This window comes from Massilia sp. UYP34 (assembly GCF_056279385.1).
Genome location: NZ_JBWBRF010000015.1, coordinates 14,473 through 38,315, shown reverse-complemented (window position 1 = coordinate 38,315; position 23,843 = coordinate 14,473). Strand labels below are relative to the sequence as shown.

At 66.8% G+C, this 23,843-nt stretch carries 23 protein-coding genes; 14 read left to right on the top strand and 9 right to left on the bottom strand.

Going from position 1 to position 23,843, the window contains the following annotated elements; genetic code table 11:
- Positions 1-6: 6 nt before the first annotated feature.
- The 5 genes from ACZ9AQ_RS18935 to ACZ9AQ_RS18915 form a co-directional block, all read right to left on the bottom strand.
- Positions 7-717, bottom strand: coding sequence for an ABC transporter ATP-binding protein (locus tag ACZ9AQ_RS18935; protein ID WP_429206332.1), 711 nt, complete (start codon positions 715-717; stop codon positions 7-9).
- Positions 718-805: 88 nt separating this feature from the next.
- Positions 806-1,612 (bottom strand): ABC transporter ATP-binding protein, encoded by an 807-nt coding sequence (locus ACZ9AQ_RS18930; RefSeq protein WP_429206237.1) that lies wholly within the window; start codon positions 1,610-1,612, stop codon positions 806-808.
- 1 nt (position 1,613) lies between these two features.
- Complete coding sequence (locus tag ACZ9AQ_RS18925; RefSeq protein WP_429206235.1) at positions 1,614-2,813, bottom strand: substrate-binding domain-containing protein; 1,200 nt, start codon at positions 2,811-2,813, stop codon at positions 1,614-1,616.
- A gap of 17 nt (positions 2,814-2,830) precedes the next feature.
- Complete coding sequence (locus ACZ9AQ_RS18920; protein WP_429206234.1) at positions 2,831-3,709, bottom strand: alpha/beta fold hydrolase; 879 nt, start codon at positions 3,707-3,709, stop codon at positions 2,831-2,833.
- A 175-nt stretch (positions 3,710-3,884) separates the two neighbouring features.
- The gene (locus ACZ9AQ_RS18915) at positions 3,885-6,167 is read right to left on the bottom strand and encodes a TonB-dependent receptor (RefSeq protein WP_429206232.1); all 2,283 of its coding nucleotides are present in this window, start codon (positions 6,165-6,167) and stop codon (positions 3,885-3,887) included.
- A gap of 283 nt (positions 6,168-6,450) precedes the next feature.
- Between ACZ9AQ_RS18915 and ACZ9AQ_RS18910 the strand changes: the two genes are divergently transcribed.
- The 12 genes from ACZ9AQ_RS18910 to ACZ9AQ_RS18855 all read left to right on the top strand — a co-directional run bounded on the left by ACZ9AQ_RS18910 (position 6,451) and on the right by ACZ9AQ_RS18855 (position 18,257).
- Positions 6,451-7,377, top strand: a complete 927-nt coding sequence (locus ACZ9AQ_RS18910) for a LysR family transcriptional regulator (protein ID WP_429206230.1) — start codon at positions 6,451-6,453, stop codon at positions 7,375-7,377.
- A gap of 92 nt (positions 7,378-7,469) precedes the next feature.
- Positions 7,470-8,384 (top strand): LysR family transcriptional regulator, encoded by a 915-nt coding sequence (locus ACZ9AQ_RS18905; protein WP_429206228.1) that lies wholly within the window; start codon positions 7,470-7,472, stop codon positions 8,382-8,384.
- Between the two features lie 270 nt (positions 8,385-8,654).
- The gene (locus ACZ9AQ_RS18900; protein ID WP_429206226.1) at positions 8,655-10,088 is read left to right on the top strand and encodes an SLC13 family permease; all 1,434 of its coding nucleotides are present in this window, start codon (positions 8,655-8,657) and stop codon (positions 10,086-10,088) included.
- Positions 10,089-10,122: 34 nt separating this feature from the next.
- On the top strand, positions 10,123-11,802 hold the full coding sequence (gene mdcA / locus ACZ9AQ_RS18895; protein WP_429206224.1) for a malonate decarboxylase subunit alpha: 1,680 nt from the start codon (positions 10,123-10,125) through the stop codon (positions 11,800-11,802).
- Positions 11,803-11,812: 10 nt separating this feature from the next.
- A complete protein-coding gene (gene mdcC / locus ACZ9AQ_RS18890) occupies positions 11,813-12,139 on the top strand; it encodes a malonate decarboxylase acyl carrier protein (protein ID WP_429206222.1) in 327 nt (108 codons plus the stop codon).
- Positions 12,136-13,035, top strand: coding sequence for a biotin-independent malonate decarboxylase subunit beta (locus tag ACZ9AQ_RS18885; RefSeq protein ID WP_429206220.1), 900 nt, complete (start codon positions 12,136-12,138; stop codon positions 13,033-13,035). The genes mdcC and ACZ9AQ_RS18885 overlap by 4 nt, the downstream gene beginning before the upstream one ends.
- A 2-nt stretch (positions 13,036-13,037) precedes the next feature.
- Positions 13,038-13,754 carry a biotin-independent malonate decarboxylase subunit gamma gene (mdcE, locus tag ACZ9AQ_RS18880; RefSeq protein ID WP_429206218.1) on the top strand — a complete coding sequence of 239 codons (717 nt, stop codon included), beginning with the start codon at positions 13,038-13,040 and terminating at the stop codon, positions 13,752-13,754.
- The gene (mdcG, locus tag ACZ9AQ_RS18875) at positions 13,738-14,418 is read left to right on the top strand and encodes a malonate decarboxylase holo-[acyl-carrier-protein] synthase (protein ID WP_429206217.1); all 681 of its coding nucleotides are present in this window, start codon (positions 13,738-13,740) and stop codon (positions 14,416-14,418) included. Before mdcE ends, mdcG begins: the two co-directional genes overlap by 17 nt.
- A complete protein-coding gene (gene mdcB, locus ACZ9AQ_RS18870) occupies positions 14,406-15,308 on the top strand; it encodes a triphosphoribosyl-dephospho-CoA synthase MdcB (protein WP_429206216.1) in 903 nt (300 codons plus the stop codon). The genes mdcG and mdcB overlap by 13 nt, the downstream gene beginning before the upstream one ends.
- Position 15,309: 1 nt before the next feature.
- Complete coding sequence (locus ACZ9AQ_RS18865; protein ID WP_429206215.1) at positions 15,310-16,239, top strand: ACP S-malonyltransferase; 930 nt, start codon at positions 15,310-15,312, stop codon at positions 16,237-16,239.
- 130 nt (positions 16,240-16,369) lie between these two features.
- Complete coding sequence (locus tag ACZ9AQ_RS18860; protein WP_429206213.1) at positions 16,370-16,498, top strand: hypothetical protein; 129 nt, start codon at positions 16,370-16,372, stop codon at positions 16,496-16,498.
- Between the two features lie 505 nt (positions 16,499-17,003).
- Positions 17,004-18,257 carry an acetamidase/formamidase family protein gene (locus tag ACZ9AQ_RS18855; RefSeq protein WP_429206212.1) on the top strand — a complete coding sequence of 418 codons (1,254 nt, stop codon included), beginning with the start codon at positions 17,004-17,006 and terminating at the stop codon, positions 18,255-18,257.
- 49 nt (positions 18,258-18,306) lie between these two features.
- Here the strand turns inward: ACZ9AQ_RS18855 and ACZ9AQ_RS18850 are convergent, their stop codons facing one another.
- Positions 18,307-19,461: a GNAT family N-acetyltransferase gene (locus tag ACZ9AQ_RS18850; RefSeq protein WP_429206210.1), complete on the bottom strand. Its 1,155-nt coding sequence runs from the start codon at positions 19,459-19,461 to the stop codon at positions 18,307-18,309.
- Between the two features lie 64 nt (positions 19,462-19,525).
- On the opposite strand from ACZ9AQ_RS18850, the gene ACZ9AQ_RS18845 reads away from it, so the two are divergent.
- Together ACZ9AQ_RS18845 and ACZ9AQ_RS18840 are read left to right on the top strand one after the other, a co-directional pair.
- Entirely contained in the window at positions 19,526-21,574 is a 2,049-nt protein-coding gene (locus ACZ9AQ_RS18845) for an NAD(+) synthase (protein WP_429206208.1), read from the top strand.
- Between the two features lie 27 nt (positions 21,575-21,601).
- Positions 21,602-21,940 carry a P-II family nitrogen regulator gene (locus ACZ9AQ_RS18840; protein ID WP_429206207.1) on the top strand — a complete coding sequence of 113 codons (339 nt, stop codon included), beginning with the start codon at positions 21,602-21,604 and terminating at the stop codon, positions 21,938-21,940.
- A gap of 49 nt (positions 21,941-21,989) precedes the next feature.
- Here ACZ9AQ_RS18840 and ACZ9AQ_RS18835 read toward each other — a convergent pair whose 3' ends face one another.
- From ACZ9AQ_RS18835 to ACZ9AQ_RS18825, 3 genes are all read right to left on the bottom strand, one after another.
- Positions 21,990-22,439: a hypothetical protein gene (locus ACZ9AQ_RS18835; protein WP_429206206.1), complete on the bottom strand. Its 450-nt coding sequence runs from the start codon at positions 22,437-22,439 to the stop codon at positions 21,990-21,992.
- Positions 22,440-22,506: 67 nt separating this feature from the next.
- Complete coding sequence (locus tag ACZ9AQ_RS18830) at positions 22,507-22,995, bottom strand: lysozyme (protein WP_429206204.1); 489 nt, start codon at positions 22,993-22,995, stop codon at positions 22,507-22,509.
- A 151-nt stretch (positions 22,996-23,146) separates the two neighbouring features.
- Positions 23,147-23,752, bottom strand: a complete 606-nt coding sequence (locus ACZ9AQ_RS18825; protein ID WP_005669569.1) for a trimeric intracellular cation channel family protein — start codon at positions 23,750-23,752, stop codon at positions 23,147-23,149.
- Positions 23,753-23,843 lie beyond the last annotated feature (91 nt).

Below are 23,843 nucleotides of genomic sequence, written 5' to 3'. Positions count from 1 at the left end.
TGTGTCCTATTGGTGGGAGTCGAGCGACAGCCCGAGCAGGCGCTGCTGCAGCGCGACGTCGCCGGCCAGCGCCGCCATCTTGCCGGCGTGGGCCACGCGGCCGTCGTCCATCACGCTGACGCCGTCGCCCAGCGAGCGCACGAAGTTGAAGTTCTGCTCGACCAGCAGAATCGTGGTCTCGCGCTCCTTGAGTTCGCGAAAGGCGCGGACCAGGCTTTGCACGATGCTCGGCGCCAGGCCCTTGGTCGGTTCGTCGACCAGCAGGAGCTTCCTCGGTTCGGCGATCGCGCGCGCGATCGCCACCATCTGCTTCTGGCCGCCCGACAGGTTCCCGGCCGGCTGGTTCCAGAACTTGCGCAGGGCCGGGAAGAAGCCGCAGATCCAGTCCACCCGGGCCTGGTCCAGCGGGCCGTTGCGGGCGGCCAGCACCATGTTCTCGCGCACGGTGAGTTCCGAGAACACGGCCATGTTCTCGGGCACATAGGCGATGCCGGCGCGGGCGATGTCGGGCGTGGCCATCTTCGTGATGTCCTGGCCATCGAAATGGATCGATCCGGCGCTTGCACGCCAACAGCCCATGATGGTGCGCAGGGTCGTGGTCTTGCCGGCGCCGTTGCGGCCCAGCAGGACGGACAGTTCGCCGCGCCGCACTGTCAGGTCGACGCCCTGCAGGATGTGGTACTGGCCGATGTGGGTGTGCACGCCGGACAGGGTCAATAACGCGTCCGTGGCCGGCGACGTGTCGTTGAAGGCGTCCGTGGTCGGCGGCCTGTCCTTGAACGCGTGGACGGCGGAGCCGTCCACCCTATGCGTGTTCGGGTTCGGGTTGGGGGTCGGGTGTTCCAAGATAGGCTTCCTGTACGATCTTCGATTGCATCACTTCGCGCGGATCGCCGTCCGCCACCAGCGCGCCGTTGTGCAGCACGACGATGCGGTCGGCCAGCTGGCGCACCACGTCCATCTTGTGCTCGACCAGCAGCACGGTCTTGTCGCGTTCCTGCTTCACCTGGCGGATCAGGTCGAGCACCACGGGCACCTCGTCCACGCTCATGCCGGCCGTGGGTTCGTCGAACATCATCACCGATGGCTCGAGCGCCAGCAGGATCGCCACTTCGAGCTTGCGCTGGTCGCCGTGCGACAGGGCGCCGACGAACATGTCGCGCCGGGCCATGAGGGCAACGCGCTCCAGGTAGTGTTCGGCGCGCGCGATCAGCTCCTTGTGGCTCGACCAGATCGAGAAGAAGTTCAGGCCCATGCCGGCGCGGCTCTGGACCGCCAGGCGCACGTTCTCGACCACGGTCAGGTACGGGAACAGGTTGGTCAGCTGGAAGGCGCGGCCGATGCCGAGCCTGGTGCGGCGCGCGGCGCCATCGCGCGTGACGTCGCGGCCGTGCAGCGCGACCTTGCCGCTCGTCGCCGCCAGCTGGCCCGAGACCAGGTTGAAATAGGTGGTCTTGCCGGCGCCGTTGGGGCCGACGATCACGGTCAGGGTGCCGGGATAGAAGTCCGCCGTCACCGCGTTCACCGCGACGTGGCCGCCGAAGCGCACGGTCAGGTCGCGGGTCGACAGCGCCGGCCGGCGTGCATCCAGGGGGGAGGCAAGCGCCGTCATGTCAGCGCTTGTTCTTGACCGGCAGCGGCAGCTCGGTGGCCGGGATCTCGCGCACCAGTTCCAGCAAGTCCCATTCGTTCTTCTGGTCCTTCTTGATGCGGAAGTGATACATCGGCTGGATCGCCTGGTGGTCTTCCTTGCGGAAGGTCATCGTGCCCTTCGGGGTCTCGAAGCTCATGCCCTCCATCGCCGCCACCATCTTGTCGCCATTGCCGTCCGGGACCCTGGTCAGCGCCGCCACCACCGCGCCCGCCGCCGCCATGCCGCCGGCGGTGAACATGTCGGGCGGGGCCTTGAAGCGCCTGGTGTGCTCCGCCACGAACCAGTCGTTCATCTTGTTCTTCGGGAAGCCGTGATAGTAGTAGATCGTGCCTTCGGTCCCGGCGAAGTTCTTCCAGGTCTTCATCACCGGCAGGATGTTGCCGCCGGGGGAGAGCACGATGCCATGGCGCTCCGGCTTGAGGTCGGCGATCTTGTTCATCGGGTTGGGGCCGGCCCAGACGATCTGCAGGATGCGCGGCTGCGGCTTGTCCTTCAATGCGTCGAACAGGCGTTGCGACGAGGCGGTGAAGTCGGTCGTCGCCAGCGGCGCGTATTCCTCGTGCACCACCTTGGCCGCGCTGCCGGTGGCGGCCAGCGCTTCCTTGCCGGCCTTGATCGCATCGCGCCCGAAGGCGTAGTCCTGGGTCAGGAAGCCGACGCTGCCGCCCTTGAGGGTGCTGGCGGCGGCCAATGCATCCTGCATCGAGCTGCGCGCGGTGCGGAAGATGTACTTGTTCCACTTGTCGCCGGTGATGGCGTCGGCCACCGCCGGTTCGATGATCAGGACCTTCTTGTATTCCTTGGCCACCGGCAGCATCGCCAGCGCCGAGCCGGACGAGGTGGTGCCGACGGCGATGTCGACCCGGTCGTCGCCGTAGGCTTCGGCCAGCAGGGTGCGTCCCAGATCGGGTTTGCTCTGGTCGTCCTTGACGATCACCTTGATCTTGCGACCGTTGATCGCCATGGTGCCGCCGGTCAGGTATTCGAGGCCGAGCATGAAGCCGGCCTCGGTCTCGCGCGCATAGGATTCCATGATGCCGGTCTTGCCGGCGATGAGGGCGACCTTGAACTCCTTGCCCTGGGCCAGCGCGCCGGGAGCGGCGCCGGCGGCGAAGGCGAGGGCAAGGGATAGGGCGAGGGGTTTGATCAGATGCTGCATGTATGTCTCCTTGTTATTTAAGGGACCCGCGTCAGGAAAGCGCTGATCGCCTCGAAGGCTTCCGGTTCGGTGAGCATCGGCGCATGGCCGACGTTCGGCACTTCGGCGTAGGCCAGGCTGGGGGCCGCCTTGCGCATCCAGGCCGCCTGTTCAAGCTCGACCAGGTCGGACAATTCGCCGCGGATCATCAGGGTGGGGCGATGCCGCGTCAGGCGCCGGAAGGCCATGCGCAGGGCCAGCGAGGTTGGAGGCAGTCTACCGTTTTGCAGGCTGTGGGCGATACCGGGATCGTAGCGGGCGCACAACAGCCCGTCGTCGCGTCGCTCGAAGGCGCGCTGGGCCCACTTGTTCCACTCCGTATCCTGGTTGGCGGGGAAGGCGCAGGCGTTGATGTCGCGGACGTAGCAGGTCGCCTCGTCCCAGTCGGCGAAGGTGGCCGGCTTGCCGACGTAGCCGGCGATGCGCTCGAGCCCGCGCGCAGACAGCACCGGGCCGATGTCGTTCAGCACCGCGCCGGCCACCAGGTCGAGGCGCTGGGCGGCCAGGGTCATGGTGATCAGGCCGCCCATCGAGGTGCCGATGAAGACGGCGCGCGCAATGCCCAGCGCATGCATCAGGGCCACCACGTCGGCGGCGTAGACCGACGGCGTGTAGTTGGCCGGGTTCGGGTCGCGCGCCGAGTGGCCGCGGCCGCGCACGTCGACCGCCAGCACGCGCCGTCCGAGGCTGGCCACTTGCGGGGCCAGTTCGTCGAAGTCGAGCGAGTTGCGGGTCAGGCCGTGGATGCAGATCACGGGCAGGCGGGCCGGGCCGCCGGCGCCGTGGTAGTCGCGTGCATACAGGGCGAGGCCGTCGCTGCTGGTGTAGGTGATGGCGCTGGAGCTGGAGTGGTGCACGCGGGGTCCTGTTTAGCGTTCGGTCTGCTTGATGTTTTAACTTCGGTGAAGAACTGAGGTCCCCGCCTTCGCGGGGATGACGTGTGACTTCGTTTGCTGCAGCGGGCCTTTCGTGTGCCCTTGTTTGCTGCAGCGGGCCTTTCGTGTGGCTTCGGTCGCTGCAGCGCGTTTGCTCTTAGAAGCGCAGCTCCAGCGTTGCCGACACCGTGCGCGGGTTGCCGTAGAAGGCGGTGAGCGTGCCTTCGTTGCCCAGGGTCGGGAACAGGTAGCCCGCGGTCTTGTAGTGCTCGTCGCCCAGGTTCTTGCCGTGCAGGCCGGCGCGCACCTTGCCGTCAAGACGGGTCCAGACGATGCTCGCGTCCCAGATCTTGTACGACTCCTGGTCGAGGATCGACGGCGTCTCGAACTGGGCGGTGGCGCCCTTGTACGACACGCTGCCGATCAGCGAGACGCGGCCGTTGTGGCCCATGAGCGGCAGCGCGATATCGTAGTTGGCGCGCAGGTTGGCCGAGTTCTTCGGCGTGTTCTGGAAGATGCGCTGGTCGGCCACGTTCACGCCCGCAACGATGTATTCCTTGTACTTGGCGTCGATGTAGCTGACCATGCCGGCGATCATGAAGTTGGGCGTGATGTTGGCGATCGCTTCCAGCTCGGCGCCCTTGATCTCGGCCTTGCCGGCATTGGTGGTGACGCCGGCGAAGCTGTCGTCGCGGCCGTCGCCGTTGGTGTCGACCGCGATCGAGCCCGGAATCTGCACGTCCTGGTAGTCGCTGTAGAACAGGGCGGCGTTGGTGGTGATGCGCCCGCCGTTGAAGGCCGACTTGAGGCCCAGTTCATAGGTTTCGATGGTCTCGGGCGCATAGCCGGCGCGGGCGACGTCGAGCGGGATGCGGGTGCCCACCACGTTCAGGCGCGGATCGAAGCCGCCGCCCTTGAAGCCTTCGGAATACGAGGCGTAGACGTTGTGGCTTGGGTTCATTTTCCAGTTGACGGCCACGCGCGGGGTGAATTTCTTGTCTTCGCGTTCGAGCAGGCCGCCCCGCAGGTCGGTGTCGGTGCGGAACAGGATCGCGCCCGGGTTGCCCATGTCGGGCGTGCCTGCCAGGCCGAAGTAGATCTGGCGCAGCACGTCGGCTTCACGCTTGTCGACCGTGTAGCGCCCGCCCAGCGACAGGCTCAGGGTGTCGGTGAGGTTGTAGCTGCCGTCGAAGTAGGCGGCCCAGGCCTTCGTGTCGATGTCGCCCATCGTGTAGGTGGAGGTCGGCACGACGCCGGCCAGGATGGTGTCGAACTTGTTGAAGGCATTGGCGTCCATATAGTAGACGCCGGCCACGCCCTGCAGGCGCGGGCCGTTGTAGGTGACCTGCAGCTCCTGGCTGAACTGGCGGTTGGTATACAGCGCCGGCACTTCCATGTCGACCACCGGCAGGGCGTCGAAGTCGATCGGCGCATACGACTTGTCGCGGCGTGCGGCCGTGATCGACTTGAAGCTCCATTCGCTGTTCACCATGTATTCGATGGTGGCCGAGCCGCCGTAGGCGCGCACTTCCTGGTCGTGGCCCAGCGCCTTCGTGAGGTTGGCGCGCGTGTCGAACACGTCCGGCAGGATCGGCGCCCCGCTGGTGCGGCCGACAATCAGGCGATGGCCGTTCTTGGGATTGGAGTCGTCTTGCGTGAAGTCGCCGGCCAGGCGGATGAACAGGTCCTGGTTGGGCGTGAACTCGGCCGAGACGCGGCCGGCCGTGACGTCCTTGTCGTAGTTGCCCTTGCCGGTAAACAGGTTGTCGCCGAAGCCGTCGCGCTTGAAGCGGGCAAAGGTGGCCCCCACGCGGGCGGTGTCGGTCAGTGGCGTGCTGGCGGTGACCACGGCTTCTTTCTGGCCGTACTCGCCGACGGTGGCGCGCACGCGCACGTCGCGCTTCGGCCCGAGCTTGCGGGTGACGTACTTGACGGCGCCGCCGATCGTGTTGCGGCCGTACAGCGTGCCCTGCGGGCCGCGCAGCACCTCGATGCGCTCGACATCGTAGATGTCGGCCACCGCGGCCTGCGGACGGGCCAGGTAGATGTCGTCGATATAGATGCCGACGCCGGACTCGAAGCCGGCCAGCGGGTCGGCCTGGCCGACGCCGCGGATGAAGGCGGTCAGCGTGGTGTTGGTGGCGCGCGACGCCTTGAGCGTGGTGTTCGGCAGCGCCAGCGCCAGGGCGGTCACGTCGGGCACGGCCTGCTTGGACAACTGGTCGGCGCTGAACGCGGTGACCGAGACCGGGACGTCCTGCAGGGTCTCTTCGCGCCGGCGCGCGGTGACGACCACTTTCGAGACGTTTTCCTCGGTCGAAGCCGCGGAGGCGCCACCGGCATCCTGGGCCTGGGCCATCCCCACCGATCCGCCGGACAGCACCAGCAGGGCGGCGGCGGACTGGTTCAGCAGCTTCATCTTCTTCCTGGTCAGACGCATTCTAGTCTCCTCATTTTTGATATGGCATGCAATCGAGCATGCGTGCGATCGAGCGCATGCCAAGCAGTGTGCCAAGGTCGGGTTTGGTTGAATAGTCAACAATCGCCCACCCCGTTGTGCATGAATGCACAGCCCGCTTGCCGGACTCCGGGGTGAGCTTTCCTAGGGACAGATGCCGCATTGCACCATTTCTGCGCCACTGCAGACATCGTCGGTAAATTGCTTGCAGAGCGAATGTGCACGAGTGCACAATGTGTCATCTTGATATCTGACAAGCGATCTGATGAATACGCTTCCGGAGTGGACGGACCTGCGGTTCTTTCTCGAATTGGCGCGCGCCGGCACCCTGTCGGGCGCGTCGCGCCGCCTCGACGTCGAGCACACGACGGTCGCGCGCCGCATCGACCGGCTCGAGACCCAGCTCGGCGCGACCCTGTTCGACCGCTCGCGCGAAGGCTACGAGCTGACCGAGGTCGGCCTGGCCCTGCTGCCGCACGCCGAGGCAATGGAAGGGGCGGCGCTGGCGGCGGCCGAGCAGATCGGCGGCGCCGAAGTCGCGGCCCACGGCGTGGTGCGGCTCGGGGTGCCGGAAGTGTTCGGCGTGAAGGTCGTGGCGCCGCTGCTGGTCAGCCTGCTGGACCAGCATCCCGACCTGCAGATCGACCTCCTGGCGCTGCCGCGCTTTGCCAACCTGGCCAATCGCGAGGCCGATCTCGGCGTGATGCTCGATCCGCCCACCACCGGCCGCTACGTGGTCACGCGCCTGGCTTCGTTCCGCTTCTACCTGTATGCGTCGCCCGCCTACCTGGCGCGCCATCCGCCGATCCGCACCCAGGCCGACCTGGCGCGCCACGACTTCGTCGACTACGTGCAGGATCGCCTGGCCAGCCGCGAACTGTCGTACCTGAACGAACTGGGTTTCACGCCGCGCCGGCGCATGTGCTGCTCGGGCATGACGGCGCAGATCGAGGCGGCGTCGCTCGGCATGGGCCTGATGATGGCGCCGCCCTATGCGGTGCCGGACGATGGCCGGCTGGTGCCGGTGCTGCCGGGCTTTTCGGCCGAGCGCTCGTTCTGGCTGGCCGCGCCAACCGACCTGTATCGCCTGCGCCGCGTGAAAGTGGTGTGGGATGTGCTGCGCGAGTATGCCGACAGCTCGCCAAGCCTGTTCGTCCAGGACGGCATGCAGCCTGCATTGGCGCCGGATTGAAGAGCGCGCTATCCTCGCAGTCTTCTCGCTGCTCACCTTTCACTTTTCACTTTTCACCTTTCACTTCTCACCTCTTACTCCGCGAAGCCCCCATGCGCAGCCAGATCAGCGACGACATCACCTTCCGCAAACTCGAGATCCTGCTGGCCTATATGGAGGGCGGCAACCTCAACGCCGCCGCGCGCATGCTCGACATCAGTGCGGTGAGCGTGCACCGGGCGTTGCATTCGCTCGAGGAAGGCATGAGCTGCCAGCTGTTCAGCCTGCAGGGGCGCAACCTGATCCCGAACGAGGCGGCCCAGGTGCTGGCCGAGGTCAGCCGCGAAGTGATCAAGCTGATGGCGGACGGGATCGCCGCCACGCGCTCGGCGGCCGGCTATTCGGCCGACCATCTCAGGATCGGCTCGCTGTACTCATTGACGACGGGCGCCATCCCCGAGGTCATCATCGGCATCAAGCTGCGCAAGCAGGAAATCGAGACCGAGCTGGTGCTGGGCTCGAACGCCGAGCTGCTGCATAAGCTGAAGCAGAACGCAATCGACGCGGCGCTGATGGGAATGCTCGACCCCGACCCCGAGATCGAATCGATCCCGCTGTTCGAGGACGACGTGTTCTTCGCCGCGCCGGCCGGCTCGCCCTATGCCGGCATGAAGGAAGTCGACCTGCGCGCATGCGCGTCCGAGAAGTTCGTGTGCCTGAAGGATGGCTTCGTGACGTTCGCGGGTTTCCAGGAAGCCTTCCGCATCGCCGGCTATGCGCCGACCATCGTCACCCGCGTGGGCGACATTTTCTCGCTGATGAACCTGGTGGCGGCCGGCATCGGCTACACCTTGCTGCCGGGCCGGGTGCGCGATGCGTTCGGCGACAAGGTGCAGCTGATCCCCCTGAAAGCCGACCACCGCATGCGCCAGATCATCGGCCTGAGCTTTCTGCGGGTGCGCGAACGCGACCCCAATCTGCTGGCGCTGGCTGCCGTGTGCCGCATGCTCAAGCACCGTTCCGCCTGATTTCGCAGCGCAGCATTCCGGCCGCCTTCCAGGCCGACAGTTTCGCTGACAGTAAACGTTGCCAACCGGGCGTAATTGATCTCGTCGCCGATCGCGGTTAACTTGGCAGCACAAACAGCTCACCAAGAGCCTGACCAAGAGCATAACGACGAGCATGCCCGGCCCGCCGCCCGCAGCAAGGGCGGCCGCGGCGCGGGATCATGCATTGGAGACGTACCACCCGCGGCCACACCGGTTGGAGCCGGCGCCGCATCTTGAAGGAGCCTTGTTGTGTCCTCTCATGTCATTGCAATCTGCGTCCTGGCGCTGATGTTCATCGTCGCCACCGCCATGCCGATCAATATGGGCGTCATCGCCTTCGTCGGCGCCTTCCTCGTCGGCACCCTGGTCGCCGGCATGGAAACCAAAGCCATCATGTCGGGCTACCCGGCCGAACTGTTCCTGACCCTGGTCGGCATCACCTTCCTGTTCGCCCAGGCCCAGAACAACGGCACCATCGACTGGCTGGTGCGGCTCGCGGTGCGCGCCGTCGGCGGGCGCATCGCGGCCATCCCCTGGGTCATGTTCGCGATCACCGCCTTGCTCACCTCGGTGGGCGCGGTCAGCCCGGCGGCGGTGGCGATCATCGCGCCGATCGCACTGGGCTTCGCGGCCAAGTACAAGATCAATCCCCTCATGATGGGCCTCCTGGTGATCCACGGCGCCCAGGGCGGCGGCTTCTCGCCGATCAGCATCTACGGCGGCATCACCAACAAGGTGGTGATGGAAGCGGGGCTGCCGATCTCGCCGCTGACCACCGCCTTCACCAGCCTGGGCGTCAACCTGGCGGTGTCGGTACTGCTGTTCTTCGCCTTCGGCGGCGCCAAGCTGATGCGTCAGCAGGTGCCGAAGGCCGAGCGCTCGGGCAAGGGGCTCCCGGTCTCGCCATTCGGTCCGCCGGTGGCGGTGGCGGCCCAGGGCCCGCAGATCTATGGCGACGCCGAGAACGAATCGTCCAGCGAGGAGCGCCTGACCAAGGAACGCTCGGGCGCCGCCGTCGGCGCGGTGGGTGGCGCCGCAGCGGGGAGCGTTGCCGGCGCCGCCGGCCATGCCGCCACCGACCTGCACGAGGGCCCGACCTTCCACCAGATGTTCACCGTGGTCGGCCTGGTCGCACTGGCGGTGCTGACCCTGCTGTACAAGCTCGACATCGGCTTCGTGGCCATCACCATCGGCCTCTTGATCTCGATCCTGTCGCCGCAGGTGCAAAAGCGCGCCATCGGCCAGGTGTCGTGGCCCGAGATCATGCTGATCGTCGGCGTCTCCACCTACGTCGGCGTGATGCAGAAGATGGGCACCATCACCTGGGTCGGCGACAGTGCCGCCAGCCTGGCGTCGCCGCTCACCGTGGCCCTGCTGCTGCTGTTCGTCGGCGCGGTCGTCTCGGCCTTCGCTTCCTCGACCGCGGTGCTCGGCTCGCTGATTCCGCTGGCCGTGCCGTTCCTGGCCTCGGGCACGGGCGTGGACCCGATCGGCTTCATCGCCGCCATGGCGGTCGCCTCGACCATCGTCGACGTCAGCCCGTTCTCGACCAATGGCGCCCTGGTGCTGGCCAGCGCCCAGCACATCGACCGCGACGTCTTCTTGCGGCAGCTGATGATCTATGGCGGCATCGTCACCCTGGTGGCGCCGGTCGCGCTGTGGGTGCTGTTCGTGGTGTTGTGACAGGCACCCAACTTTTGCAACGACGGGAAATCACATGAACCAAAGCGAATCACAGGCTGATCTTCGCTGGACCACCCAGCAACGCAACCGCGGCGATCGCCTGGCACGGGTCCAGGCGGCGCTCGGCGGGGCGCTGGACGGCAAGATCGTCCAGGCCACGCACATCGTCGACCTGCTCAATGCCGTGCTGGAGCCGGGCGACCGGGTCTGCCTGGAGGGGAACAACCAGAAGCAGGCCGATTTCCTGGGCAAGGCGCTGACGAAAGTCGACACCGGCCGGGTGCATGACCTGCACATGCTGCTGTCGGTGCTGTCGCTGCCGGAGCACCTGGACGTGTTCGAGCGGGGAATCGCCTCCAGGCTGGACTTCTCGTTTTCCGGCCCGCAGGCCGGCCGCCTGGCCAAGCTGGCGCAATCCGGCAAGCTCGATATCGGCGCGATCCACACCTACCTGGAGCTGTTCGCGCGCTACTTCATCGACCTGACGCCGCGCGTGGCGCTGGTGGCGGCCGAGATGGCCGACCGCGAGGGCAACCTGTACACCGGCCCGAACACCGAGGACACGCCGGCCATCGCCGAGGCCACCGCGTTCAAGAGCGGCATCGTGATCGCCCAGGTCAACCGGATCGTCGACAAGCTGCCGCGCGTCGACATCCCGGGCGACTGGGTCGGCTACGTGGTGCAGTCGCCCACCCCGTACTACATCGAGCCCCTGTTCACGCGCGATCCGGCCCTGATCTCGGAGATCCAGGTGTTGATGGCGATGATGGCGATCAAGGGCATCTATGCCGAGTACGAGATCGAACGCCTGAACCACGGCATCGGCTTCGACACTGCCGCCATCGAATTGCTGCTGCCGACCTATGCGGCGGGTCTCGGCCTGAAGGGAAAGATCGCGCGCCACTGGGCCCTGAATCCGCACCCGGCCCTGATCCCGGCGATCGAGGCCGGCTTCGTGGAGTCGGTCCATTCCTTCGGCTCCGAGCTGGGCATGGAAAAATACATCAGCGCACGGCCCGACGTGTTCTTCGTCGGGCCGGACGGCGCGATGCGCAGCAACCGCGCGTTCTGCCAGGCGGCCGGCCACTACGCCTGCGACATGTTCATCGGCTCGACCCTGCAGATCGACTTGCAGGGCAATTCCTCGACCGCGACCCTGGGCCGGATCGCCGGTTTCGGCGGCGCGCCGAACATGGGGGCGGACGCGCGCGGCCGGCGTCATCCGAGCAAGGCCTGGCTCAAGGCGGGCGAGCAGGCGCGCGCGGGCCGCAACGTGATCCCGCGCGGGCAGAAGCTGGTGGTGCAGATGGTCGAGACCTTCCGCGAGCACATGGCGCCGGCTTTTGTCGAGAAACTCGACGCCTGGCAGCTGGCCGAGCAGGCGAACATGGCGATCCCGCCGGTGATGATCTACGGCGACGACGTGACCCACATCCTGACCGAAGAGGGCATCGCCAACCTGCTGCTGTGCCGCACCGAGGAAGAACGCGAGCAGGCGATCCGCGGCGTGGCCGGCTACACGCCGGTCGGCATGGGGCGCGACAAGCGCATGGTCGAGAACCTGCGCGACCGCGGCATCGTCCAGCGCCCCGAAGACCTGGGCATCGACAAGCGCATGGCGACCCGCGACCTGCTGGCCGCCAAGAACATGAAGGCCCTGGTGCGCGCTTCCGGCGGCCTGTACGATCCACCGAAGCGCTTCAGGAACTGGTGAGGAAACAACCATGGAAACGTTGAAATACCGTTTCGAGCAGGGCAGGCGTTCGCTGGCCGGCATGCCGCAGCTGGTGGGCGTGGTCGGCTCGGGCAATCTCGAAGTCCTGATCGAGCCGTCGCCCTTGCAGGGCGCGTGCGAGATCGAAGTGCGCACCGCGGCGGTCGGCTTCGGCGCCACCTGGCAGGCCGTGATGGCCGATTTCCACGATCGCTGGAGCCTGGCCGACGCGCGCATCAGCATCAACGACATGGGGGCCACGCCGGCCGTGGTCAGCCTGCGGCTGGACCAGGCGGTGGAGTCCCTGGCCGGCCCATTGCCAAAGGACGTGCCATGAGCAGCTACCTGGAATTGACCGCGCGCCAGCGCATTCCGGCCATCTTCGACGCCGGCAGCTTCGAGGAATTCCTGCCGCCGGGCGAACGGGTGGCGAGCCCGCACCTGGCCCAGCTCGACGCGCCGGTGTCGTTCGACGACGGCGTGGTCGTCGGCCGCGGCAAGCTCGACGGCAACATGGTGTTCGGCGCCGCGCAAGAGGGCGGCTTCATGGGCGGCGCGGTGGGCGAGGTGCACGGCGCCAAGCTGGTGGGCATGCTGCGGCGCGCGATCGACGAGAACGCGCACGCGGTGCTGCTGCTGCTCGAGTCGGGCGGGGTGCGCCTGCACGAGGCCAACGCCGGCCTGATCGCGGTGTCCGAGGTGATGCGCGCCATGCTGGACGTGCGCGCCGCCGGCATCCCGGTGGTGGCGGTCGTGGGCGGGGCCAACGGCTGCTTCGGCGGCATGGGCATCGCGGCGCGCTGCGCCAACACCGTCATCATGTCCGAGGAGGGGCGGCTGGCCATGTCCGGCCCCGAGGTGATCGAAACCGCCAACGGGGTCGAGGAATTCGATTCGCGCGACCGCGCGCTGGTCTGGCGCACCACGGGCGGCAAGCACCGCTACCTGCTGGGCGATTGCCAGGCGCTGGTGGCGGATGAATCGGGCGCCTTCCGCAGGGCGGCCATCGATGCCATTGCGGGTCTGCGCGCCGGCGAAGTGCGCCTGACGCTCGAGGGCCTGCTGGCCGAGCAGGCCATGCTGGCGCGGCGCCTGGACGACAGCGCGGGCCTGGCCGAGCCGATGGACGTGTGGAAGAAACTGGGCGTGCCGGAGCCGGGCAGGGTGCCGCTGCTGGAAGCCGACGCCTTCCTCGACATGGCGGCGCGCTATCGCGTCACGACGGGAGATTGACGATGGATTGGCAACTGCTTACAACCGAGCTTTTCCCCGGCGGTCACGACATCGTCGAACGCGACCATTTTTTATCGGGCACGGCGCAGGTGGACGGCCAGGCGGTCGCCGTGATCGGCACCACCGGTCACACGCCGATCGGCATCGAGATCGCGCTGGCCCAGGCGCAGGCCATCCTGGAGACCGTGCAGGCGCATCCGGGACGACCGATCCTGATCCTGGTCGACACCCAGGGCCAGCGCCTGCGCCACCGCGACGAGATGTTGGGCATCAACAGCTACATGGCCCACCTGGGCAAGTGCGTCGACCTGGCGCGCCGCCAGGGCCATGTCGTGATCGGCCTGGTGTACGACCAGGCGCTGTCGGGCGGTTTCATCACCAGCGGCCTGATCGCGAGCGCCTGCTATGCACTGCCGCAGTCGACCATCCGCGTGATGGGCCTGCCGGCGATGGCGCGCATCACCAAGGTGCCCGAAGAACGCTTGACCGAGCTGGCCCGGGACAATCCGGTGTTCGCGCCGGGGCCCGAAAACTATCTGCGCATGGGCGGCCTGCACGGCATCTGGGAAGGCGATCTCGCCAACCAGCTGGTGCGCGCGCTGCACGATGCCTCCGACGAAGACCGGCGCATGGCGCTGGGCCGCGAGCGCGGCGGGCGCCTGCTGGCGCAGCCGGTCGCCGAGGCCGTGAGGACAGGCGGCCATGTTCGCGCGGCATGATCTGGTGTGGTTGACGGGTCGCGGCTGGCAGCGCGTGCGCGCCGGCGCGCCCGGGGAGGCGCTGGCCGCGCTCGACCGCTGGCGCGACGGCGGCTGGCCGGCCGTGGTGCGGCGGGCCGAGGCCGGGATGGCGCCGAACGAAGTGGCGATCGGCTTTCCGCTGCCGCCGCGGCCGGAGGAGGGCGGCAAGCTGAAGTTCGGCTGCCGGGTCGAGCTGTCCGAGATTGGCCGCCGCACGCGCGCCTTGCCGCTGGTCGCGGCCCTGGACGCGGTGCCGGGGCAGTGGCGCGACAGCCTGGCCCTGCTCGAAAGCCAGGCCGCGGACGCCGGCGTGGGCCTGGCGGTGTATGGCTCGGTGGCGCTGGCGGCGCTGACCGGCCAGTACTACCTGACGCCGCATTCCGACATCGACGTGCTGCTGCAGCCCACCAGCCGGCGCCAGCTGATGAAGGGGCTGGATTTGCTGGCCTGGCACGCGGGCATCCTGCCGCTCGACGGCGAAGTGGTGTTTCCCGACGGGCGCGCGGTGGCGTGGAAGGAGCTGCGCGCGGCCTTTGCCGGCGCCCCGGGCACGCGCGTGCTGACCAAGGGACTGCACCGGATCGCGCTGGTGCCGCCCGAAGAACTGATCGCGACGCTGGAGGAAGAGACGTGCCCGAATTGATTGCCTTGCACGAGACGCCGGCGCCGCGCTTGCCGGCTGGCGCCGGCGGGCTCGCCCTTGACCAGCACGGTTTTGCCCGACGCCTCGCGCACCTCGCGGTGCGCAGCCTGTACGCCGAACTGGTCCTGTATCCGAAACCGGGCCTGGTCTCGCTCGTCGACAACGGGAGCCATGCCGACATGACGGCCGCGACCTTCATGCGCAGTCTGTTCGCGCTGCGCCGCTACTTTCTGGACATCACCCGGGCCGGCGTGGATGACGCGCCGTTCCACGCGCTCAAGCGGCTCGGCGTCGATGCCGAAGCCCGCATGCTGCGCGCCACCGCCGGCATCAATACCCATCGCGGCGCCATCTTCTGCCTCGGCATGCTGTGCGCGGCGATCGGGCGCTGCCATGCGCGCGGCGTGCCGCTGACGGCGGCGGCGGTGCAGGCCATGCTGCTGGGGCGCTGGGGCCATGCACTTGGCGCGCACAGCGTCGGTGGCGGCGCCGCCTCGAACGGGGCCCGCGCGCGGCTGGACTACGCCGCCAGCGGCGCGCGCGAGGAGGGGGCGCGCGGCTTTCCCTCGGTGTTCGCCGTTGGCCTGCCGGCGCTGCGCCGCACGCTGGCCGCGGGTCGCGGCATGCGCGAGGCGCGCATCGACGCGCTGTTTGCCCTGATGGCCCACATCAGCGACACCAACGTCTATCACCGCGGCGGAATCGAGGGCGCCCTGGCCGTGCGGCGCCAGGCGCGCGCCTTCGTCGCGCGCGGCGGCACCGCGCACCCGGATTGGGAAGCGCGGGCGCTGGCCTGTCACCGGGCCTTCGTCGCCAGCCGCCTGTCGCCGGGCGGCGCGGCCGACCTGCTGGGCGCCGCCTGCCTGCTGCAGGCCGTGACGGCCGATTAGCATGGCGGGCCGGCTCGCCATCCTGTGCCCCGGGCAGGGCGCCCAGCATGCCGGCATGTTCGACCTGGCGCGCCTGGATCCCGGCGCCAGCGGCCTGCTGGACGCCTGGTTCGCCGACCCGCAGCTGGCGCCGCTGCTGCGCGCGTCGCTGGACGGCGAACAACGGTTCGCCAACCGCGTCGCGCAGCCGTCCATCGTGGCGGCGACGCTGGCGACGTGGACCGCCCTGCGCGCCCGGCTGCCGGAGCCGGCGCTGGTGGCCGGCTACAGCATCGGCGAATTGTCGGCCTACGGCGTCGCCGGCGCGCTCGAGCCTGGCGCCGCGGTGAAGCTGGCCGGCGAGCGCGCGCGGCTGATGGACGCGTGCCTGGAGGGCGGCGCGGCGCAGGCGATGGTGGCGCTGTCCGGCATGCCCGATGGCAGCGTGGCGTCACTGCTGGCCCGCTTCGGCTTTCACGCCGCGATCGTGACCGGCGAGGATGCGCTGGTGGCGGGCGGCCCCGCCGCGCAGGGCGAGGCGCTGGCGCGCGCGGCCCTGGCGGCCGGCGGGCGCGCCACCTTGCTGCCGGTGGCCGTGGCCTCGCATACGCCGCTGCTGCAGGCCGCCGTGGCGCCGTTCGCGGCGCTGCTGGAACGCCAGCGCTGGGCGGCCCCGTCCTTCCCGGTCCTGTCCGGCATCTCGGCCGCGCCGGTCGGCGATGCGCAACAGGCCATGCGCGACCTGCCGCGCCAGATCGCCGAGCCGATCCTGTGGCAGGACTGCATGGACGCCTGTCGCGAGGCCGGCGTGACCGTCGCGCTCGAACTGGGGCCGGGCGCCGCCCTGGCGCGCATGTTGCAGGCACGCCACCCGCAGATCGCCTGCCGCTCCGTGTCCGAATTCCGTTCCCTCGATGGGGTCCATAGCTGGCTACATAGGGAGCTCGATTAACATTCACGAAGCTGATGTCTGATATTGCTACTCAGAATTGGAAGTTCTTCCGGGTCGCCTATATAACGGTCGCATAGCAGTCGTCATCATAGGCGCCGTCGTGATCGGCGGTGCAATCAAGGAGTCGCACGTGAAAAAGATCGTCAACGCCCTCGTCGCCGCCGCCGCCAGCCGCGCCCGCAGCATCCTGCGCAAGCAGGCCGCATTCGCCCAGCCCTACCGGGTCGAGTACCGCTCGAACGCCGGCGGCTGGAACTAGGCAGCTTTTGGGGTAGTAGCACGCCCGGTTTCACCAGCGTGCCACTGCTGCGACGCTGCGCATGTGCAGCCGCTCCGACGCGCGCATCGCCTTCCCCCATCCCCACCAGGCCCCTGCGGCCGTCTTCACGTGCGACGCCGGTCACTTCCGGATCGACGCCACGGTTGTCGTCTTCCACAAGCACCCACAAATCCCGCCTTCCGTCCCGATCGTCGCCACAGTACCGTCCTGATCGGGCAATCTGGCCGTGAGCCTTCTCAGCCCACGCATCACGCAGCGTACCCGCAGCCGCTGCGGCCGCTGTGGCCGCTGTAGCCGATACCCGAGGGCGATACCCGGCCAGCGTTAGTTGCCCTACTTACGCATCCGTTTGGAATGCTTTTGCACGTTCTACGTCATCCAGTGCACTTCGACGGTGCATCCCGCACCGAAAACGCGACGGATCGCTATGGCACAAATGTTGCTGTATAAGAATTCCTGTTCAACAGTTTTACTCGGAGTTCTCATGAAGTTTCGCACGATCACCCTCGCAACCACACTGGCCATCGCCTGTCTGGCCCCCGTATCCGCGTCCGCCCAGGCGCAAGCCGGCGGCTTCCCCCTGCAGCCGCTGGCCGACAAGCCTGGCCGCATCGTCCTGCCCGGCACCAAACACGAGGTGTATTACGTGCCTTCGACCCTGGAAACGATCCAGTGGGGCTACCTGCCGAATGCGACGACCAAGCCGGTGCTGTCGATTCCATCAGGCGCCACGATCGTGTTCGACACGCTGTCGCATGAGGGCATGGTCGAAGACCAGGGCCGCGATCCGGTCAAGTATTTCGGCAGCAAGGGTATTGCGGCGAACATGGTGCTCAAGGACGCGATCGCCATCACCGGCTCGAACCTGGCGCACGACTTCCACAAGGACGGCCCGCACATCGTGACCGGACCGGTCGAGATCCAGGGCGCCGAACCGGGCGACGTGCTGAAGGTGGAGCTGCTGTCGGCGGTGCCGCGCGTGCCGTACGGCGTGGTGTCGAACCGCCACGGCAAGGGCGCGCTTCCGGGCGAATTCCCCGAGACGCCGAAGCCGCTGGCGACTGCCTCGGCGGCCAGTCCGGGCGACTATCACAACGTCTCGGTGTTCACCCCGATCCGCCGCGACAAGGATGGCAAATGGGAAGGCGTGATGAAGACCAAGGACGGCACCGAGGTGACGTTCCCGACCGCGCCGTTCATGGGCACGATGGGCGTGGCCAAGGCGACCACCGAGAAGGTCCATTCGGTTCCGCCGGGCCTGCATGGCGGCAATATGGACATCAACGACCTCGGCGTCGGCACCACCGTGTACTTCCCGGTGCTGGTCAAGGGCGCCAACTTCTATACGGGCGACCCGCACATGGTGCAGGGCGACGGCGAAGTCGCGCTGACCGCGCTCGAGCATTCGCTGCGTCCGACCTTCCGCATCACCCTGCTCAAGAAGGGCGACGCCGCCATTCCGTCGAGCTCGGGCAGCCTGACCCGCCCGATGGGCGAGACGCCGGACCACTGGGTGACCATTGGCCTCAATCCGGACCTGGACGAAGCGATGAAGGACGCGGTGCGCGAATCGATCCGCTTCCTGACCGAAAAGCTGGGCATGGACCGCGCCACCGCCTATGCCTACCTGAGCGCCGCCTCGGACTTCCAGGTGAGCCAGGTCGTCGACGGCACCAAGGGCGTGCATGGAATGATCCGCAAGTCGGACTTCGAACGGGTCACCGGCAAGAAGAAGTAACGGCACCCCGCATCCGGGACGGCGCCGCAAGGCCGCCCCGGATGCCGCATCAGCTGCGCGCCCGGAACGGGTTGCGCTCGTTCAGTTCATCCATGTAGTCGTCGATCCCGCCCGCCTCGCGCTCCAGGAAGCGCTCGACCGCATCCGCGAACGACGGGTGCGCCAGCCAGTGCGCCGACCAGGTGCGGGTGGGCAAAAAGCCGCGCGCCATCTTGTGCTCGCCCTGGGCGCCGCCCTCGAAGGTGGCGATGCCCTGCTCGATGCAGAATTCCAGCGGTTGATAATAGGCCGCCTCGAAGTGCAGGCAGGGCACGTGCTCGAGCGCGCCCCAGTAGCGGCCGTACAGCGTGTTCTGGTCGTGGATCACCAGCGAGGCCGCGAGCGCCCGGCCTTCCTTTTCCGCGATCACCAGCAGGATATTCTCCGGCATCGTAGCGCCGATGCGCAGGAAGAAATCGAGGTTGAGGTAGGGCGTCGAATGGTGTTCGCGGTAGGTGTTGCGGTAGCAGCGGTTGAACAGCACCCAGTCCTCGCGCGTGGCGTCGACGCCGCGCACCCGGCGCAGCGTCACGCCGGCCTCTGCCACCTTGCGCCGCTCGGCGCGGATGTTCTTGCGCTTCTTCTGCTCGAGCGTGGCCAGGAAATCGTCGAAGCTGCGGTAGCCCTGGTTGAGCCAATGGAACTGCACCCCGCTGCGCAGCAGGAAGCCGGCGTCGGCCAGTTGCCGCGCTTCGTCCTCGGGCGGGAACAGCACATGGGTCGACGACACCTCGGTCGCCTGCTGGGTGGCGCACAGCACGTCGACCAGCGCTGCACGCGCCTCGGCGTCGCGCGCCATCAGGCGCGCGCCCGCCACCGGCGTGAACGGGATCGCGCTCAGGAGCTTGGGGTAATAGTCGAGCCCATTGCGCCCGTAGGCGTCGGCCCAGGCCCAGTCGAACACGTATTCGCCGTAGGAGTGGCCCTTGACGTACAGGGGCAGGGCGGCGGCCAGCACGTCCTGCCCGTCATACAGCAGCAGGAATTGCGGCTGCCAGCCGGTCTCGGGCGAGGCGCTGCCCGACGCATGCAGCGCATGCAGGAAGGCGTGGGAGAGAAACGGCGTCGGCGCCGCCTGGGCCCGGACCAGTGCATCCCAGGAGGCCTGGCCTACTTCGGACAGATCGGAAACGATATGCGTGCGATAATTCAAAATTGCTTCCATTGACGAGGTGAGTGACGACAGGCAGCGATGCGGCCTCGACCTGTCTCGCTGCGAAGATCATTTTATGAACAGCCCATTCTTCAATCTCTATTCGCACCATTTCGCCCGCGTCGCGGTGGCCATCCCGCGCGTGCGGATCGCCGACCCGGCGTACAACGTCGAACAGACCATCCTGCTCGCGCGCCAGGCCGCGGGGCAGGGCGCGGCGCTGGTCGCCTTCCCCGAGCTGGGCCTGTCCGCCTATACCTGCGACGACCTGTTCCACCAGCGGGCGCTGCTCGACGCCTGCCTTGAGGGCCTGGCGGCCATCGTCGAAGAGTCAAACGCGCTGCCGCTGGCCATGGTGATCGGCATGCCGCTGCGGGTCAACCACATGCTGTTCAACTGCGGCGTGGTGATCGCGAACGGCAAGGTGCTGGGCGTGGTGCCAAAGAGTTTCTTGCCTAATTATGGCGAGTTTTACGAACCCCGGCAGTTCACCCCCGCCGATTGCGCGGCGGTGGACCGGATCGAGCTATTCGGCGAGCTCGTTCCCTTCGGCGCGAACCTGCTGTTCGAGGCGGCCAACCTGCCGCTGCTGCGCTTTCACGTCGAGATCTGCGAGGACGTCTGGGTACCGGTGCCGCCATCCTCGTTCGCCGCGCTGGCCGGCGCCACGGTGCTGGTCAACCTGTCGGCCTCGAACGTCGTGGTGGGCAAGAGCGGCTACCGCCACCAGCTGGTCGGCCAGCAGTCGGCACGCTGCATGGCGGCCTATCTGTACACCTCGGCCGGGCGCGGCGAATCGACCACCGACATGGCCTGGGACGGCCAGTCGCTGATCTACGAGAAGGGCGAGCTGCTGGCCGAGTCCGAGCGCTTCGCCGACGATTCGCAGATTATTTATGCCGACGTGGACCTGGACCGCCTGTCGACCGAACGCATGAAGGCGACCACCTTCGCCCAGTCGGCGCGGCGCCATGCCGCCGAGGTGTCGAACTTTCGCGTTGTCAAGCTCGAGCTCGACCTTCCGCTCGACCGCACCCTGCCGCTGCAACGGACGGTCGAGCGCTTCCCCTACGTGCCGGCCGACCGCGCGCGGCGCGACGAGCGCTGCACCGAGGTCTACAACATCCAGGTCCAGGCCCTGATCCAGCGCCTGTCGTCGAGCGGCATCCAGAAGGTGGTGATCGGCGTCTCGGGCGGGCTCGACTCGACCCATGCGCTGCTGGTGTGCGCCAAGGCGATGGACCGACTCGGCCTGCCGCGCACCAACATCCTGGCCTATACGATGCCCGGCTTCGCCACCAGCGGGCGCACGCTCAGGCAGGCGCGCGACCTGATGGCGGCGGTGGGCTGCAGCGCGCAGGAAATCGACATCCGCCCGAGCTGCATCCAGATGCTCAAGGACCTGGGCCACCCCTACGCGGAAGGCAAGGCCGAGTACGACATCACGTTCGAGAACGTGCAGGCGGGCGAGCGCACCAACCACCTGTTCCGCCTGGCGAACTTCCACAACGGGATCGTGATCGGCACCGGTGACCTGTCCGAACTGGCGCTGGGCTGGTGCACCTACGGCGTGGGCGACCACATGTCGCACTACAACGTCAACGCCAGCGTGCCCAAGACCCTGATCTCCTACCTGGTGCGCTGGGTGGCCGAGACCGGCGCCGTCGTCGGCGGCCAGGCGCAGGTGCTGCTCGACATCCTCGATACCGAGATCAGCCCCGAGCTGGTGCCGGGAGGCGACAAGGACGACAAGCCGGCCCAGAGCACGCAAGAGCGGATCGGCCCCTACGAGCTGCAGGACTTCAACCTGTTCTACACGCTGCGCTACGGCTACAAGCCGAGCAAGACGGCCTTCCTCGCCTATTCGGCCTGGCACGACCGCGCGCTCGGGCGCTGGCCCGACGAACTGGGCACGCGCAACCAGTACGACCTCGGCGCCATCAAGCGCAACCTGTCGATCTTCCTGTTCCGCTTCTTCAAGACCAGCCAGTTCAAGCGTTCCTGCGTGCCGAACGGACCGAAGGTCGGCAACGGCGGCTCGCTGTCGCCGCGCGGCGACTGGCGCGCGCCGTCCGATTCCGAAGCCACCGTGTGGCTGGACGACCTGGCGAACATTCCCGATTAACCCTGGTATTTTGAAAGGACCAACACCATGAAACAGATTACCTGCGTGATCAAGCCGTTCAAGCTCGACGAAGTGCGCGAAGCGCTGGCCGAGGTGAACGTGACCGGCCTGACCGTGACCGAAGTGAAGGGCTTCGGGCGCCAGAAGGGCCACACCGAGCTGTACCGCGGCGCGGAATACGTGGTCGACTTCTTGCCGAAGGTGAAGATCGAGGTGGTGGTGGACGATCCGATGACCGAGCAGGTGGTCGACGCCATCATCAAGGCCGCGCGCACCGGCAAGATCGGCGACGGCAAGATTTTCGTGCAGGACGTGGAACAGGTGATCCGTATCCGTACCGGCGAGACCGGCGCGGACGCGGTGTAAGCTGGCTGGCCGGCCTCGGACAGACAAGCGGGTGCAGGGTAGCGCTTGTCTATCTGGTGCCGGTGGAGTGTTGACGGGGGAGGGTAGTTGATCCCGGCCGCTTTTTACGAACGGCGTCGAAGAAGACACCGTTCCAGGCCAGGACGATTCTGTTCTTGTTCCTGATGTAGGCGTAGGCGCAACTGAGCTCCACGACGGTAACGGGATTGGGCAAGCGCAGTCTATCGTTGCTTGTGCGCGCGTTTTCCCGGAGCTCGATATTCGTTTCCACGCTTTCGGCAAGGAAGTTCGATTCGGAGCAAACCCGACTGCCGAGTTCGATCTTTTCCTTACTGATCATCAGGTCCTTGCCGATCAAGGACCTTGCTTGATCTTCGCCGACGGAGATCGCTGCATAATCCAGCACGGATTTTATTTCCCACTTTCCGATGATGCTGGTGTCTCTTCCTGGTTCGGGAGTGTCGCTTGCCAAAGCCGGCATCGTGGTCAGCAGATTCACGAAGACGAGCAGGATCCCATGGAGGTGACGTTGGGTGAATGAGTGACTCATAATCAGTGTTGAGCCCTTATTTGCGTGTTGCAGAAGCTTCTTTCGTGCGGAACGGGGCGCTCTCTTCGGCGCGGCGCTTGATCAAGCCTGGGGCGATGACTTGCCTCCGTTTTCCTTTGTCGACAATAGTGACTCTGATCAGCAAATTAATATTCCTGGCCGCTCCGTCGAAATCCCCTTTATTCACATAGGCAAAGGTCTCTTTCACATTTCGGATGCCGGCATTGTAGGTGAGGCTGACAAGAGCGTCGAACTGGTCCTGGTTTAACCGGACCGTGATGGCGCGGATGACGTACCGTTCAGCTTCGGCTACGCGACGTCCGAATTCCAGGTCGACGTCCCTCAGGGTCACTTTTCGTTCCAGCTCATCCTGAGTGCACACGCCTTTATGAGCGAGAATGCCGGCGCCCCAAGTGCAGTTGCCTTTATTCTTCCCCATGTCGTTGTAATATCTCAGCACGATCCTTTCATGCGTAAGCATTCTCGAGCGTGCGCCAGTGCTCATCTTCATTCCGACGTTTTGCAGGCTTGAGACCGATCTGCTCGACTCGACACGCATACGCTGTCCTCTCAATGTGCAGAGAGCGATTGTAGCACTGTGGTATTGGTAGCTATTGAGCTTATTTAACTTACGTAAGTTCCCGCTGGCAACTTCGTCACCGCCCCATCCGCATATCGAACTTCCACGTCAGCAGCCTCAGTCCGCTGATGAACAGGCAGCTCGACCACAGCGCGAAGTCGTGCGACACGCCGTACTTTCCCATCAACAGGAACAGCCAGTTGCCGAGAAAGGCGCAGATCGCATACGGTTTGCCGTCCCGGAACACCATCGGCACCTCGTTGCAGACGATGTCGCGCAGCACGCCGCCGAAGATCCCGGTGATCACGCCCATCATCGAGGCGATGAAGATCGGCATCTCGGCCGCCAGCGCCGCCGATGTTCCCGCGATCGAGAACAGTCCCAGTCCCACCGCGTCGGCCACCACGATCAGGCGTTCCGAGACGATCTGGCGCAGCGTGCGGATCAGGGGCGAGGCCACCAGCGCCAGCACGAAGATCGCGATCGCATACTCCTGGTGGGTGACCCAGAACAGGGGCCGCTTGTCGAGCAGGATGTCGCGCAGCGTGCCGCCCCCGAAAGCGGTGATGAAGGCCACCGTGAACACCCCGACCAGGTCCATGCGCTTGCGCCGCGCCTCGATGAAGCCGGAAAACGCCCCGACCAGGATCGCCATGATTTCGATGAACTTGATGAGGGTCATGCAGCAGCAGGAAGCGGGAAGTGTTGTGAGACTACCATGCGCTCGCAGACTTACGTAAGGTAAATCTGCGACCGTGCCGCCACGGTCCGTC